This window comes from Pseudomonas sp. RW409 (assembly GCF_003184125.1).
Lineage (GTDB): Bacteria > Pseudomonadota > Gammaproteobacteria > Pseudomonadales > Pseudomonadaceae > Aquipseudomonas > Aquipseudomonas chlororaphis_I.
In genome coordinates this window covers 15,175-30,243 of record NZ_QHHP01000021.1, presented here as the reverse complement: position 1 = coordinate 30,243, position 15,069 = coordinate 15,175, and the positions used below count along the sequence as shown (strand labels likewise).

The 15,069-nt window shown below is 65.1% G+C and carries 9 protein-coding genes and 2 riboswitches; of the genes, 4 read left to right on the top strand and 5 right to left on the bottom strand.

Translation table 11 applies throughout. The features are described from left to right. Nucleotides 1-10: 10 nt before the first annotated feature. Nucleotides 11-3,721: a methionine synthase gene (gene metH, locus DK261_RS08940; protein ID WP_110175600.1), complete on the bottom strand. Its 3,711-nt coding sequence runs from the start codon at nt 3,719-3,721 to the stop codon at nt 11-13. 156 nt (nt 3,722-3,877) lie between these two features. On the opposite strand from metH, the gene DK261_RS08935 reads away from it, so the two are divergent. Further along, on the top strand, nt 3,878-6,169 hold the full coding sequence (locus DK261_RS08935) for a fatty acid cis/trans isomerase (RefSeq protein ID WP_110175599.1): 2,292 nt from the start codon (nt 3,878-3,880) through the stop codon (nt 6,167-6,169). Nucleotides 6,170-6,373: 204 nt separating this feature from the next. Then, nucleotides 6,374-6,958, top strand: a complete 585-nt coding sequence (gene nfuA, locus DK261_RS08930; protein ID WP_009049665.1) for a Fe-S biogenesis protein NfuA — start codon at nt 6,374-6,376, stop codon at nt 6,956-6,958. 164 nt (nt 6,959-7,122) lie between these two features. Here the strand turns inward: nfuA and cobM are convergent, their stop codons facing one another. The 4 genes from cobM to DK261_RS08910 form a co-directional block, all read right to left on the bottom strand. Further along, nucleotides 7,123-7,869: a precorrin-4 C(11)-methyltransferase gene (gene cobM, locus DK261_RS08925; protein ID WP_110175598.1), complete on the bottom strand. Its 747-nt coding sequence runs from the start codon at nt 7,867-7,869 to the stop codon at nt 7,123-7,125. 81 nt (nt 7,870-7,950) lie between these two features. After that, a complete protein-coding gene (locus DK261_RS08920; RefSeq protein WP_009049663.1) occupies nt 7,951-8,364 on the bottom strand; it encodes a cobalamin biosynthesis protein in 414 nt (137 codons plus the stop codon). Next, nucleotides 8,361-9,068, bottom strand: coding sequence for a CbtA family protein (locus DK261_RS08915; protein WP_028682873.1), 708 nt, complete (start codon nt 9,066-9,068; stop codon nt 8,361-8,363). The genes DK261_RS08920 and DK261_RS08915 overlap by 4 nt, the downstream gene beginning before the upstream one ends. A gap of 11 nt (nt 9,069-9,079) precedes the next feature. Next, entirely contained in the window at nt 9,080-9,268 is a 189-nt protein-coding gene (locus tag DK261_RS08910) for a CbtB-domain containing protein (RefSeq protein ID WP_007921866.1), read from the bottom strand. 97 nt (nt 9,269-9,365) lie between these two features. Continuing rightward, nucleotides 9,366-9,588, bottom strand: a riboswitch (cobalamin riboswitch). A gap of 239 nt (nt 9,589-9,827) precedes the next feature. Next, nucleotides 9,828-10,035: riboswitch (cobalamin riboswitch) on the top strand. Between the two features lie 95 nt (nt 10,036-10,130). Here DK261_RS08910 and cobW point away from each other — a divergent pair. Beyond that, nucleotides 10,131-11,213, top strand: a complete 1,083-nt coding sequence (cobW, locus tag DK261_RS08905) for a cobalamin biosynthesis protein CobW (protein WP_041986100.1) — start codon at nt 10,131-10,133, stop codon at nt 11,211-11,213. Between the two features lie 3 nt (nt 11,214-11,216). Next, nucleotides 11,217-14,990 carry a cobaltochelatase subunit CobN gene (gene cobN, locus DK261_RS08900; protein WP_110175597.1) on the top strand — a complete coding sequence of 1,258 codons (3,774 nt, stop codon included), beginning with the start codon at nt 11,217-11,219 and terminating at the stop codon, nt 14,988-14,990. Nucleotides 14,991-15,069 lie beyond the last annotated feature (79 nt).

Genomic DNA, 15,069 nt, shown 5'->3' with positions numbered 1-15,069 from the left:
CGCGTAGCTGTTAGTTGTCGTAGCCCAGGTTCGGCGCCAGCCAGCGCTCGGTCACGGCCAGGTCCTGACCTTTGCGCGCGCTGTAGCTGTTGACCTGGTCCTTGTCGATCTTGCCCACGGCGAAGTACTGCGCCTGTGGGTGGGCGAAGTACCAGCCGCTGACCGCCGCCGCCGGGAACATGGCGAAGTGTTCGGTGAGGAACACGCCGCTGCGCCCGGCCTTGCCTTCGGATGCCTCGGGGTCGAGCAGGGCGAACAGGGTGCTCTTCTCGGTATGGTCCGGGCAGGCCGGATAACCCGGGGCAGGGCGGATACCGCTGTACTGCTCCTTGATCAGCGCCTCGTTGTCCAACTGCTCGTCCTTGGCGTAGCCCCAGTAGTCTTTGCGCACCTGCTGGTGCAGCCACTCGGCGCAAGCCTCGGCCAGACGGTCGGCCAGGGCCTTGACCATGATCGAGTTGTAGTCGTCGCCCTTGTCCTGATAGGCCTTGGCCACTTCTTCGGCACCGATGCCGGCGGTGGTGATGAAGCCACCGACGTAGTCGGTCACGCCGCTGTCCTTGGGCGCGACGAAGTCGGCCAGGGAGAAGTTCGGCTTGCCGTCGGTCTTGATGGTCTGCTGGCGCAGGTGGTGCAGCCTGGCCAAGGGCTGGCCGTCGTCGGCATAGACTTCCAGGTCGTCGTCCTGCACCTGGTTGGCCGGCCAGAAGCCGAACACCGCGCGGGCGCTGATCAGCTTCTCGTCGATCAGCTTGTCGAGCATTTCCCGGGCGTCCTTGTACAGCGCGGTGGCGGCTTCACCCACCACCTCGTCCTGAAGGATGCGCGGGAATTTGCCGGCCAGGTTCCAGGAGATGAAGAACGGCGTCCAGTCGATGTATTCGGCCAGGACCCGCAGGTCGATATTGTCCAGCACCTTGGCCCCGGTGAAGGTCGGCACGGTCGGCTGGTAGCTGATCCAGTCGAACTGCGGCTTCTTGGCCACGGCCGCCGGGTAGCTCAGGCGCTCGGTGCGGGCGCTGCGGTTGGCGGTGCGCTCGCGGACTTCCACGTACTCTTCGCGGGTGCGTTCGACGAAACCGGCCTTGAGTTCCTTGGACAGCAGTTGGGTGGCCACGCCCACGGCGCGCGAGGCGTCGGTGACGTAGACCACCGCGTCATTGCTGTACTTGGGCTCGATCTTCACCGCCGTGTGCGCCTTGGAGGTGGTAGCGCCACCGATCATCAGCGGCAGGTGGAAGTCCTGGCGCTGCATTTCCCGGGCGACGTGGACCATCTCGTCCAGCGACGGGGTGATCAGGCCGGACAGGCCGATGATGTCGCACTTCTGTTCCTTGGCCACCTGCAGGATCTTCTCCGCCGGCACCATCACGCCGAGGTCGACGATGTCGTAGCCGTTACAGCCCAGGACCACGCCGACGATGTTCTTGCCGATGTCGTGCACGTCGCCCTTGACCGTGGCCATGAGGATCTTGCCCTTGGCTTGCGGCTTGTCGCCTTTTTCCAGTTCGATAAAGGGAATCAGGTGGGCCACGGCCTGCTTCATCACCCGGGCGGACTTCACCACCTGGGGCAGGAACATTTTGCCGGCGCCGAACAGGTCGCCGACGATGTTCATGCCGGCCATCAGCGGGCCTTCGATGACTTCGATCGGGCGGGCGAAGGACAGCCGCGACTCCTCGGTGTCTTCGACAATGTGCGTGGTGATGCCCTTGACCAGGGCGTGCTCCAGACGCTTGTTGACGTCCCAGTTGCGCCACTCTTCGGTCTCGGCTTCCTTGACGCTGCCGTCGCCCTTGTACTTGTCGGCGATGGCGAGGAGGGCATCGGTGCCTTCCGGGGTGCGGTTGAGGATCACGTCCTCCACGGCGTCGCGCAGCTCCTGCGGGATTTGGTCGTAGATCTCCAGCTGGCCGGCGTTGACGATGCCCATGGTCAGGCCGTTGCGGATCGCATACAGCAGGAACACCGAGTGGATCGCCTCGCGCACCGGGTTGTTGCCGCGGAACGAGAACGACACGTTGGACACCCCGCCGGAGCTCAGCGCATAGGGCAACTCGTCGCGGATGTAGGCGCAGGCGTGGATGAAGTCCACCGCGTAGTTGTTGTGTTCCTCGATGCCGGTGGCCACGGCGAAGATGTTCGGGTCGAAGATGATGTCTTCCGGCGGGAAGCCGACGTCGTTGACCAGGATGTCATAGGAGCGTTTGCAGATTTCCTTCTTGCGCGCCTCGGTGTCGGCCTGGCCGGCTTCGTCGAAGGCCATCACCACCACGGCGGCGCCGTAGCGCTTGCACAGCTTGGCGTGATGAATGAACTGCTCGACGCCTTCCTTCATGCTGATGGAGTTGACGATGCCCTTGCCCTGGATGCACTTGAGGCCGGCTTCGATCACTTCCCACTTGGAGGAGTCGATCATGATCGGCACGCGCGAGATGTCCGGCTCGCCGGCGATCAGGTTGAGGAAGGTCACCATGGCCTTCTTCGAGTCCAGCATGCCTTCGTCCATGTTGATGTCGATCACCTGGGCGCCGGCTTCGACCTGCTGCAGGGCGACTTCCAGGGCTTCGGTGTAGTTCTCTTCACGGATCAGGCGGGCGAACTTGGCGGAACCGGTAATGTTGGTGCGCTCGCCGACGTTGACGAACAACGACTGGCGGTCGATGGTGAACGGCTCCAGGCCCGACAGGCGGCAGGCCTTGGGGATGTCCGGGATCTGCCGCGGCGCATAGCCGGCGACGGCCTTGGCGATGGCCTCGATATGCCCCGGGGTGGTGCCGCAGCAGCCGCCGACGATGTTCAGGAAGCCGCTCTGGGCGAACTCTTCGATGACCTTGGCGGTTTGCGCCGGCAGTTCGTCGTACTCGCCGAATTCGTTGGGCAGGCCGGCGTTGGGGTGCGCGGAGACGTGGGTGCTGGCCTTGTTCGACAGCTCTTCCAGGTAGGGGCGCAGTTCGCTGGCGCCGAGGGCGCAGTTCAGGCCGACGGAGATCGGCTTGGCGTGGGCCACCGAGTTCCAGAAGGCTTCGGTGGTCTGCCCGGACAGGGTGCGGCCCGAGGCGTCGGTGATGGTGCCGGAGATCATGATCGGCAGTTCCAGGCCCAGCTCTTCGAACACACCCTGCACGGCGAAGATCGCCGCCTTGGCGTTGAGAGTGTCGAAGATGGTCTCGATCAGGATCAGGTCGGCGCCGCCCTCGATCAGGCCCTTGGTGGCCTCGGTATAGTTCTCCACCAGTTCGTCGAAGGTGACGTTGCGGTAACCGGGGTTGTTGACGTCCGGCGACAGCGAGCAGGTGCGGCTGGTCGGGCCCAGGACGCCGGCGACGAAGCGCGGCTTGTCCGGGGTTTCCAGGGTCTTGGCATCGGCGACCTTGCGTGCCAGGCGCGCGCCTTCGACGTTGAGCTCGTAGACCAGCGCTTCCATGCCGTAGTCGGCCATGGAAATCTGCGTGGCGTTGAAGGTGTTGGTTTCGAGGATGTCGGCACCGGCATCCAGATAGGCCTTCTCGATGCCGCCGATCACGTCCGGACGGGTCAGCACCAGCAGGTCGTTGTTGCCCTTGACGTCGCTCGGCCAGTCGGCGAAGCGTTTGCCACGGTAGTCCTGCTCCTCGAGCTTGTAGCTCTGGATCATGGTGCCCATGCCGCCGTCGAGAATCAGGATGCGCTCTTTGAGGGCTTGCTGAAGGGCTTGGAGGCGCGTGCTGCGATCGGACATGAAAGACTACCTGGAAGGGCCATTACGAAGGGCGAGGATCATAGCAAACCTGTGCGCTTTTAGAGCATGCGGCGGTTTTGCATGAATATCGCTCATGTTGGTGGCGGTGCTGGCCCGGTAGAATCGCCGGATTTTCTTATGGATTGGACCAGGGATATGTCTTACCGCGTTGTCATTGGCAGTGTGCTGCTGCTTTTAAGTTCGTTCGCCAGCGCCCAGGGTCCCGCGCCAGCGATCTCCTACACCCGCGATATCCAGCCGATCTTCACCGAGAAATGCGTGGCCTGCCATGCCTGCTACGACTCGGCCTGCCAGCTCAACCTGGGCAGCGGCGAGGGCGCGGCCCGCGGCGCCTCGAAGATCCCGGTGTACGACGGCGAACGCAGCAAGGCACAGACGCCGACCCGCTTGTTCTATGACGCTTCCGGCAAGCACGCCTGGCAGGGTATGGGCTTCTACTCGGTGCTCGATGCCCAGGGCAGCCAGGCGGCGCTGATGGCGCGCATGCTCGAGCTGGGCCACAAGACGCCGTTGCAACCCAACGCCAAGCTGCCGGAGGACATTGTCCTGGGCCTGAACCGCGAGAACATGTGCGCGCAACCGGCCGAATTCGATGGTTATGCCAAGGCCCATCCGCGCGAAGGCATGCCGCTGGCGGTGACCGGTCTGACCGATCAGCAATACCAGACCCTGCAACGCTGGCTGGCCTCCGGGGCGCCGATCGACGAACAGGGCCTGGCGCCGAGCGCCAAGGAAGCGATGCAGGTGCTGCAGTGGGAAAACCTGCTCAATGCCCCGGGCGCCCGGGAAAGCCTGGTGGCCCGCTGGCTGTTCGAGCACTGGTTCCTCGCCCACATCTATTTCGAGGGCGGCGAGCCGGGGCATTTCTTCCAGTGGGTGCGCTCGCGCACGCCGAGTGGCCAGCCGATCGACCTGATCAACACCCGCCGACCCAACGACGACCCGGGCACCCAGGTGTATTACCGCCTGTGGCCGGTGCAAGGGGTGATCGTGCACAAGACCCACATCACCTACCCGCTGAGCGCGGAGAAGATGGCGCGGGTCAAGACCCTGTTCTACAGCGGCGATTATCAGGTCAGCGCGCTGCCGGGTTATGGCCCGGGCCGCCGCGCCAACCCGTTCGAGACCTTCGAGGCGATTCCGGCCAAGGCCCGCTACCAGTTCATGCTGGATAACGCCGAGTACTTCGTGCGCACCTTTATCCGCGGCCCGGTGTGCCGCGGACAGATCGCCACCGATGTGATCCGCGACAACTTCTGGGCGCTGTTCCAGGCCCCGGAACACGACCTCTACATCACCGACCCGGCCTACCGCGGCCAGGCCACGCCGCTGCTGGCCATGCCCGGGCAGAACGATGACGTCGGCAGCGTGCTGAGCCTGTGGCTGGCCTATCGCGACAAACGCAACGAATACGAGATCCTGCGCCGCGACTCCTACGCCAATGCCCCGGCGCCGAGCTGGTCGACCCTGTGGGCGGGCAACGACAACGCGCTGCTGAGCATCTTCCGTCACTTCGACAGCGCCTCGGTGACCAAGGGTCTGATCGGCGAGGTGCCGCAGACCATGTGGCTGTTCGACTACCCGCTGCTGGAGCGCACCTACTACCAGCTGGCGGTCAACTTCGACGTGTTCGGCAACGTCTCGCACCAGGCGCAGACCCGGCTGTACTTCGACCTGATCCGCAACGGCGCCGAGCAGAACTTCCTGCGCCTGATGCCCGCCGGCACCCGCGAGGACTTCCTCGACGATTGGTACCAGAACAGCGGCAAATTCAAGATGTGGCTGGACTACGAGTCCATCGACGACGACAAGGCCAGTGCCCTGGTCCTGGACGAGAAGGACCCGAAACGCGACTTCGCCAACCAGCTGTTGAGCCGTTACGGCGACCTCAATGCGCGGCCCGATCCGATCAACCGCTGCGACGGCGCCTACTGCTCGCGGCCGAACATCGACCCGGCGCTGCAGAATGCCGAACAGGCCCTCAGCGGCCTGGTTTCGCGGCCGGCGGCCGGCATGCGGGTCATCGACCTGTTGCCGGAGGCCACCATGCTGCGCATCCAGGCGCCAAGCGGCAAGCGGGTGTTCTACAGCATGCTGCGCAACCGCGCCCACAGTAACGTGGCGTTCCTGCTGGGCGAGTCGCTGCGCTACCAGCCGGGCCTGGACACCCTGACCATCTACCCGGGCGTGCTCAGCAGCTACCCGAACTTCATGTTCAATATTCCTGCCGAGCAAGTGCCGGCGTTCGTGGCCGAGATGGAAAACGCCAAGGACGCCCACCGTTTCGAGAAAATCGTCGAGCGCTGGGGGATCCGTCGCAGCCATCCGCAGTTCTGGCAGTACTTCCATGACCAGACCCAGTGCATCCTGGAAACCGATCCGAAAGAGGCGGGCGTACTGGACATGAACCGCTACGAGAACCTCTGACGGCGCCAAGCCCTTGAAATTCCGGGTCGGAGCCCTCAGGTTCCGGCCCGGCCCATCCCGCAAGAGCCTTGTTAAAAAATCCCAGGCGTTGCGTTGACCACGCAGCGCGGGCCTATCGACCAAGGTCTATCCCGACAAAAATACTAGGACTTTGTCCGGCACGCCGATTGGCGTAAACTGCGCCCACGCCTGCGAGGAATTTCCATGACCGCTATTACCATTACCGACGCCGCCCACGATTATCTGGCTGATCTGCTCTCCAAGCAGAACACCCCGGGCATTGGCATCCGCATCTTTATCACCCAGCCAGGGACTCAGTACGCCGAGACCTGCATCGCCTATTGCAAGCCGGGTGAAGAAAAACCCGAAGACAAAGCCCTGGGGCTGAAGAGCTTCACCGCCTACATCGACGCCTTCAGCGAAGGTTTCCTCGATGACGCGGTCGTCGACTACGCCACCGACCGCATGGGCGGCCAGCTGACCATCAAGGCGCCCAACGCCAAGGTACCGATGGTCAACGCCGACAGCCCGATCAACGAGCGCATCAACTACTACCTGCAAACCGAGATCAACCCGGGGCTGGCCAGCCACGGCGGCCAGGTCAGCCTGATCGATGTGGTCGAGGACGGCATCGCCGTGCTGCAGTTCGGCGGTGGTTGCCAAGGCTGCGGCCAGGCCGACGTGACCTTGAAGGAAGGCATCGAGCGTACTCTGCTCGAGCGCATTCCCGAGCTCAAGGGTGTACGTGACGTCACCGACCACACGCAGAAAGAAAACGCCTACTACTAAGGCGTTCGCTGCGAACAAAAAAACGGCGCCCCGTGAGCGCCGTTTTTTTATGCCCGGATGTATGTGGCCCCAGTTGCTCCGCGGCGCCTGGATCGCGAGCAAGCTTCGCTCCTACAGAGGAATGCGCATGCTTTTGTAGGAGCGAGCTTGCTCGCGATAAGGCCTCAAGGTCGATACAAATGCGCATGCCCCGCGCGATACAACGACGACTCGCTGAAACTGTCCGTGGCCAGCACCCGGCCCACCAGGATCAGCGCCGTGCGCCGAAACCCCTTGGCCTGTACCTTTTCGGCAATGTCCGCCAGCGTGCCCAGCACCCAGTCCTGATCCGGCCAGGTCGCCCGGTGTACCACCGCAATCGGGCAGTCGGCGCCGTAGTGGGGCAGCAGGTCGGTGACAATCTTCTGCAGATGGTTGACCCCCAGATGAATCGCCATGGTGGTGCCGTGGGCGGCCAGGCTGGCGAATGACTCGCCGGCGGGCATCGAGGTCTTGTCGGCATAGCGGGTCAGGATCACGCTCTGGGCGACGTCCGGCAGGGTCAGCTCGGCCCCCAGCAACGCCGCGCAGGCCGCGGTGGCGGTCACGCCGGGGATGATCTCGAAGGGGATGCCCAGCTCGCGCAGGCAGCGAATCTGTTCGCCGATGGCGCCGTACAGGCTCGGGTCGCCGGAATGCACCCGGGCCACGTCCTGGCCTTTGGCATGGGCGTCCTTGATCAATTCGATGATCTGTTCCAGATGTAATTCGGCGCTGTTGACCAGCTGTTCGGCACTATGACCCTGGAGCACGGCTTCGGGCACCAGGGAGCCGGCATAGATGATGACCGGGCAGCTGTGGATCAGCCGTTGGCCCTTGACGGTGATCAGTTCCGGGTCGCCGGGACCTGCGCCGATAAAAAAGACGGTCATGGCGTTCTCCTGTGAAAAAAGGGGCGAGGCAACCTCACAGATGAAGATTGCTCATGATCAGCGGCGGGGATTATCGAAGATTTACCCGGAGCAGGCCAAGGCGAGGGTCGCCTGGGCATATTTCTGCCGCGTGACCAGCAGCTTTGCCGGGCCTCGGGCCAGCTGTTCGGCCAGGGCCAGGGCGGCGCTTTCGGCGACGCCGTAGCAGCCGGTGTGCTCGTAGGCGATCTCTGAACGATGGCTGAGTTGCGGCGCATAAGGCGTCAGCTGGCGGCTGCTGAAACAGGTCAGGGGCAGGCCCAGTTGCGCGGCCAGGGCTAGCAGCCCGGGTTCCTCGCGTTTCAGGTCGATGCTGGCCAGCGCCTTGATCTGCCCGAGGTCGATGCGGTGGGCGCTCAGGGTCTGGTCGAGCAGGGCGCGCAAGGTCTCCACCGGGCAGCCCCGCTGGCAGCCCAGGCCGACCACCAGGGTCGGCGCTGTGCTGGCAGCCGTCATGCCGAGTACTGATCGTCGCTCTTGCGGCGGAACAGCCAGGCGCTGATCAGGCCCAGGGCCAGCCAGAACGCGGCGTTGGTCAGTTGCGAAGCGATCTTGAACTGCGCTTCCAGTGCTTGCGGCGCGAGCATCGAATGCACTTCCGGCTGTGGCGCGCCGATGAGGTGCGGCACGGCGAGGATGGCCACGCCCAGCACTTTCAGCAACCAGTGGCGCGCGAAGACGACCAGGGCAATGCCGACCGCGGTGGAGGCGGCGGTGCCGACCCACCAGATCTGCCGTTGCCCCAGGTCCGCGGCAGCGGTGCCCGGCAGTTCGGGCGGCAGGCCGAGGGTCGGCGCCAGGCAGAAGGTGGCATAACCGGCCAGGCCCCAGAGCAGGCCCTGGGAAGTACGGTTCGGCGCACGCAGGGTGTAGAGGCCGGCGAGCATCAGGGCGAAGCCCACGGCGACCACCAGGTTGCCGCCGGTGGTGGACAGCACGCGCTGCCAACCGTCTTCCGGCTCCCAGGCTTCGGCGTCATGGCTGTGGGCGGCGGTGCCGGCGGCGTGTTCATGCACGTCTTCGTGCTGGGCGGCCGGGGCCTTCTCGTAGGTTTCCGCCTCCAGGATCAGCGGCGCGACCCAGAAGCTTTGCAGCAGGGTCAGCAACAGGGCCGCCAGCAACCCGGTGAACCCCGCGGTTTGCGCGATACGCTTGATCATCTCGGCAGGTCTCAGTGGCAAGGGAAGGCGGCGCTGTGACGGGTATCGTGGGCGGCGTTGTGCACCGCTTCGATATGGGAGAAACCGGCGAAATACACAAGGCACGCACCGAGGATCGAGGCGCCGATGGCGGCGACCAAGCGTTGGCTCAGGGTGGCGGTGCTGCTGCTGGAGTGGCTGGTGCTGCTGATGATCGACATGGCGCTTCCCTCTGGTGTGTCAGCGGGTGAATCGAGCGCAGCAAGACCCCGCGAGACGGGCTCGCGGGGAATTAACAGCGCCCGCCCACCGCGGGTTTGTTATGACTGTGTAGCGGGCCGGTCTCCGGGCTCGCGAGGGGCGGGGCTTGCGCCTGGCCGGCAAGAATCGCCTTCCCATGCCGGACTGCTGGCACAGTGGATCTGATTCTTCGCTCGCTTACCGTTGCGGGGGCAGCACCGGACTGATCAAGGCTTTTGGCCTGTGACGCACCGGTTTCCCGTTTCACCCTGTGAAGGGCACCCGTAACAAGTTGTGTAGGAGAGCATGGGCGAGGGAGGGGCGTCAATTGGCAAGGGTTCTCGTTTTCGATCGCGATTGGCCTGTCTTCGCGCCGCATGAAGATTGACCGCCCCCCAAGCTCTGCGTAGCCTTGCGCTCTCGAGGTTCTTCGGCGTCTGCCGAAGCTAGGTTCTGTACGAAAAGTCGGCGAGCGAAGGTCAGGCAAGGCAAAAACAGGCGAGGAAGCGGAGTGTAGGGGCCTACATGAGCATTCCGAGCCTGTTTTTAACGCAGCATGGCCGAGCGCAGCCACTTGTCGTACAGAACCTAAGAAGGGAACGCGGTCCAAGCCGCGGCTGCCCCCGCAACTGTAAACGGTGATGAACGATGCAAGGCCACTGCCAGGCGGCGGGAAGGCGCATCGTTCGCCAGTCCAATGACCGGCGCACCGCCAGCCAGGAGACCTGCCTCGGACTCGATTCTCACTACAACCGGGCGGGGTGATCCGGTGGCGAACTCTTCCGTGCACCTGCCTGCGCGGTTCTCGTCCCGTATGCCCGCCACCTTGCCAAAGGGCATCCGATGAAAACACTGGCCAAACTTCCCGTCACCATCGTTACCGGCTTCCTCGGCTCGGGCAAAACCACTTTGCTGCGGCATATGCTGGACAACGCCCAGGGCCGCCGCATCGCGGTGATCGTCAACGAGTTCGGCGAGCTGGGCATTGACGGCGAGATCCTCAAGCAGTGCGCCATCGGTTGTACCGAGGAAGAGGCCAGCGGCCGCGTCTACGAGCTGGCCAACGGCTGCCTGTGCTGCACCGTGCAGGAAGAGTTCTTCCCGGTGATGCGCGAGTTGGTGGCCCGTCGCGGCGACCTCGACCATATCCTCATCGAAACCTCCGGCCTGGCCCTGCCCAAACCTTTGGTCCAGGCTTTCCAGTGGCCGGAAATCCGCAGCGCCTGCACCGTCGACGCAGTGATCACCGTGGTCGACAGCCCGGCCGTGGCCGCCGGCACCTTCGCTGCCTTCCCGGACCAGGTGGACGCCCAGCGCAAGCTCGACCCAAACCTCGACCACGAGTCGCCGCTGCACGAGCTGTTCGCCGACCAACTGTCCAGCGCCGACCTGGTGATCCTCAACAAGGCCGACCTGATCAGCCCGGAAGACCTAGCCAAGGTGCGCCTGGAAGTCGCCGAGGAACTACCGCCGGCGGTGAAAGTCATCGAAGCCAGCAGCGGTCGCCTGCCGCTGGACGTGCTGCTGGGCCTGGGCAAGGGTTCGGAAGAACACATCGACGGCCGCCACAGCCACCACGATCACCACCATAACGGTGACGCTGCTGTTGAGGGGGAGCATGACGACCACGATCACGACGCCTTCGATTCCATCTCCATCGAGCTGCCACAGGCCGACGAAAGCCTGCTGCTGGACGCCCTGACCCAACTGGTGGTGCAGCACGGCATCCTGCGGGTCAAGGGTTTCGCGGCGATCCCCAACAAGCCGATGCGCCTGTTGATCCAGGGTGTGGGCACGCGCTTCGACAAGCACTTCGACCGCCAGTGGGGCGCCGATGAAGCCCGCACCACGCGCCTGGTGCTGATCGGCCAGGAACTGGACGCGACCCTGCTCGAAGCGCAATTGCGCGCCGCGCTCAGCGTGTAAGCCATGCACCTGCTCAGGACCCAGCCCGGCGGTTTCGTGTCGGATGACAATATTGCCGACCTGGGACAAACCCCCGCCGAGCTGGTGATCCTGTGCAGCGGCGACTCCAGCCTGGCGCTGCTGGCCGAAGCGGCGCAGCAACTGCCGGAAGACTACCCGAGCTTTCGCCTGGCCAACCCGATGCAGGTGCAGAACCATGCCTCGGTCGACCTGTATGTCGACCAGGTGCTGCGCCACGCCAAGGTGATCCTGATTTCCCTGCACGGTGGCATCGCCTATTGGCGTTATGGCATTGAGCAACTGGTGCAGCTGGCGCAACGCGGCGTGCAGCTGATCCTGGTGCCGGGCGACGATCGCCCGGACCCGGAGCTGAGCGACCTGAGCACGGTGCCCGCCGCCGACCGCGAGCGCCTCTGGCACTTCCTGCGCCAGGGTGGCATGGGCAATGCGCTGAACCTGTACCGCTGCCTGGCCAGTGGCTGGTTGGGGCGCGATTATTACTGGTCCGAGCCGCAGACCCTGCCGCGCACGGCGATCTACCACCCGCACAGAAGCAGCGCCGCCCTCAGCGACTGGCAAGCCGACTGGCGGGCCGGCCAGCCGGTGGCGGCGCTGCTGTTCTACCGCTCGCATTTGCAGGCGGCCAACACCGCCTTTATCGATGAGTTCTGCCGGCGCTTGCAGGCGGCGGGCCTGAACCCGCTGCCGATCGCCCTGGCCAGCCTGAAAGAACCCGGTTGCCTGACGGTAGTCGAGGAGCTGCTGGATGAAGTGCAGGCGGCGGTGATTCTCAACACCACCGGCTTTGCCCAGTCCAGCCCGGAGGCGCCGCACCTGCGGCCGTTCCGCCGCAATATCCCGGTGATCCAGGCCATCTGCGCCCAGGACAACGAGCCCGGCTGGCGCGCCAGCGAGCAGGGCCTGGGCCCGCGGGACCTGGCGATGCACATTGCCTTGCCGGAACTGGACGGGCGCATCATCAGCCGCCCCATCAGCTTCAAGGACCTGGCCTGGCGCAGCGAGCGCAGCCAGTCGGACGTGGTCTGCTACCGCTCGGCCCCCGAGCGCATGGATTTTGTCGCCGAACTGGCGCGGCGTTGGGTCGATCTGGCCCGGCTGCCCAATGGCGAAAAACGCATCGCGCTGATTCTTGCCAACTACCCGACCCGCGACGGCCGCATCGGCAACGGCGTGGGCCTGGACACGCCGGCGGCGGCGCTGAATATCCTGCGTGCCCTGCAAGCCGAGGGTTACCCACTGCCGGCCGAGTTGCCGGACAGCGGTACAGCGCTGATCCAGCAATTGCTCGGCGGGGTCAGCAACGACCTGGACAGCCTCGACCTGCGCCCGTGCCAGCAAAGCCTGGCGCTGGACGAGTACCAGGCCATGTTCGACGCGCTGCCCGAAGCCAATCGCCGGGCGGTGCTCGAACGCTGGGGCGGGCCACAAAACGACCCGATGTTCCGCAGCGGGCGGCTGATGATTGCCGGCCTGCGTTTTGGCCTGACCTTCGTCGGCATCCAGCCAGCACGTGGCTATCAGGTCGATCCGAGCGCGGTCTATCACGACCCGGACCTGGTGCCGCCCCACGCGTACCTGGCGTTCTATTTCTGGCTGCGCCAGACCTACGGCGCTCATGGGCTGATCCATGTCGGCAAGCACGGCAACCTGGAGTGGCTGCCGGGCAAGGGCGTCGGCCTGTCCGAAAGCTGCTGGCCGGATGTGCTGCTGGGGCCGCTGCCGAATATCTATCCGTTTATCGTCAACGACCCGGGCGAGGGCGCCCAGGCCAAACGCCGGACCCAGGCGGTGATCATCGATCACCTGATGCCGCCGCTGACCCGCGCCGAAACCTACGGCCCGCTGCGCGACCTGGAGCTGCTGGCCGACGAGTACTACGAAGCGCAACTGCTTGACCCGCGCCGCGCCCGCGAGCTGCAGAAGGACATTCTCAAGCTGGTGCGGGTGACCCGGCTCGACCGCGAACTGCAACTGGACGGGCCGCTTGATAGCGAGGCCGACGCCGCGCTCTGGCTGCCACGGCTGGATACCTACCTGTGCGACCTGAAGGAGTCGCAGATCCGCGACGGCCTGCATGTGTTCGGCGAGTCGCCCGTGGGCCGCCTGCGCATCGATACATTGCTGGCCTTGCTGCGCATTCCCCGCGGCGATGGCCGGGGCGCGCAGTCGAGCCTGTTGCGGGCCCTGGCCAAGGCCTTCGAGCTGGGGTTCGATCCGCTGGATTGCGCCCTGGCCGAGCCCTGGAGCGGGCGCCGGCCACAGGTCTTGCAGGATATCAGCGAGCAGCTGTGGCGCACTGCCGGCGATACCCGCGAACGCCTGGAGCTGTTCGCCGGGCAGTTGATCGAAGCCGCGTTGTCGGACGAAGTCGAGCAACTGAACGAGCCCGCCTGGAGCGAGGTCAAGGCGATCATCGACAGCCTGCGCGAGGTGGTGGCGCCGCGCCTGGATGCCTGCGGCCCGGCGGAAATGCGCGGCTTGCTGGATGCCCTGGGCGGGCGTTTCGTACCGGCCGGGCCCAGTGGCGCACCGAGTCGCGGGCGCCTGGATGTGCTGCCCACCGGGCGCAATTTCTATTCGGTGGACGTGCGTAACCTGCCGACCACCACCGCCTGGCGCATCGGTTTCCAGTCGGCCAACCTGATCCTCGAACGGCACCTGCAGGACCATGGCGACCACCTGCGCCAGCTCGGCCTGTCGGTGTGGGGCACGGCGACCATGCGCACCGGCGGCGACGATATCGCCCAGGCCATGGCGCTGATGGGCGTGCGTCCGGTGTGGGCCACCGGCAGCCAGCGGGTCGATGACTTCGAGATCCTGCCGCTGAGTCTGCTGGACCGCCCGCGGGTGGACGTGACCCTGCGGGTGTCCGGGTTCTTCCGCGATGCCTTCGCCAACCTGATCCGCCTGTTCGACGCCGCCGTGCAGGCGGTGGCCGCGCTGGACGAGCCGGACGACCTCAACCCGCTGGCGGCCAAGGTCCGCGCCGAGCGCGAAGCGCTGCTGCAGTCCGGCCTGGATGCCGAGGCCGCGCAGCGCCAGGCCGGCTGGCGGATCTTCGGCGCCAAACCCGGGGCCTATGGCGCGGGTGTGCAGGGGGCTATCGACGGTCGCCTGTGGCAGAGCCGCGAGGACCTGGCCGAGGTCTACCTGAACTGGGGCGGCTACGCCTATGGCGGCGCCGATGAAGGCACCGCGGCCCGTGGCCAGTTCGCCCAGCGTCTGAGCCAGGTGCAGGCGGTGCTGCAGAACCAGGACAATCGCGAACACGACCTGCTGGATTCCAACGACTACTACCAGTTCCAGGGCGGCATGCTCGCCGCCGTGGAAAGCCTCAGTGGCGAAAAGGCCGCCAGCTACCATGGCGACCACAGCCAGCCGGACCTGCCGAAAATCCGCAGCCTCAAGGAAGAGCTGAACCGGGTGATCCGCTCCCGCGCGGCCAACCCGAAATGGATCGCAGGGGTGAAGCGCCACGGCTACAAAGGCGCCTTTGAAATGGCCGCCACCGTGGATAATCTGTTCGCCTTCGACGCCACCACCCAACTGATCGACGATCACCAGTACGCCTTGCTGGCCGACGCCTATCTGCTGGACCCGGCGACCCGCGAATTCATCCAGCAGCACAACCCCCATGCATTGCGCGATATGACCGAGCGCCTGCTCGAGGCCCAGCAGCGCGGGATGTGGCAGGAGCCCGGTGAGTACCGCGAGGCCCTGGAAAACCTGCTGCTGGATATAGAAGAAGATGGCTGACGTGCCCGAGGACCGCGTCCTCGATCGCGTGCAAGCCTCGCTCCTACAGAAGCGTGATTACCTGTAGGAGCGAGCTTGC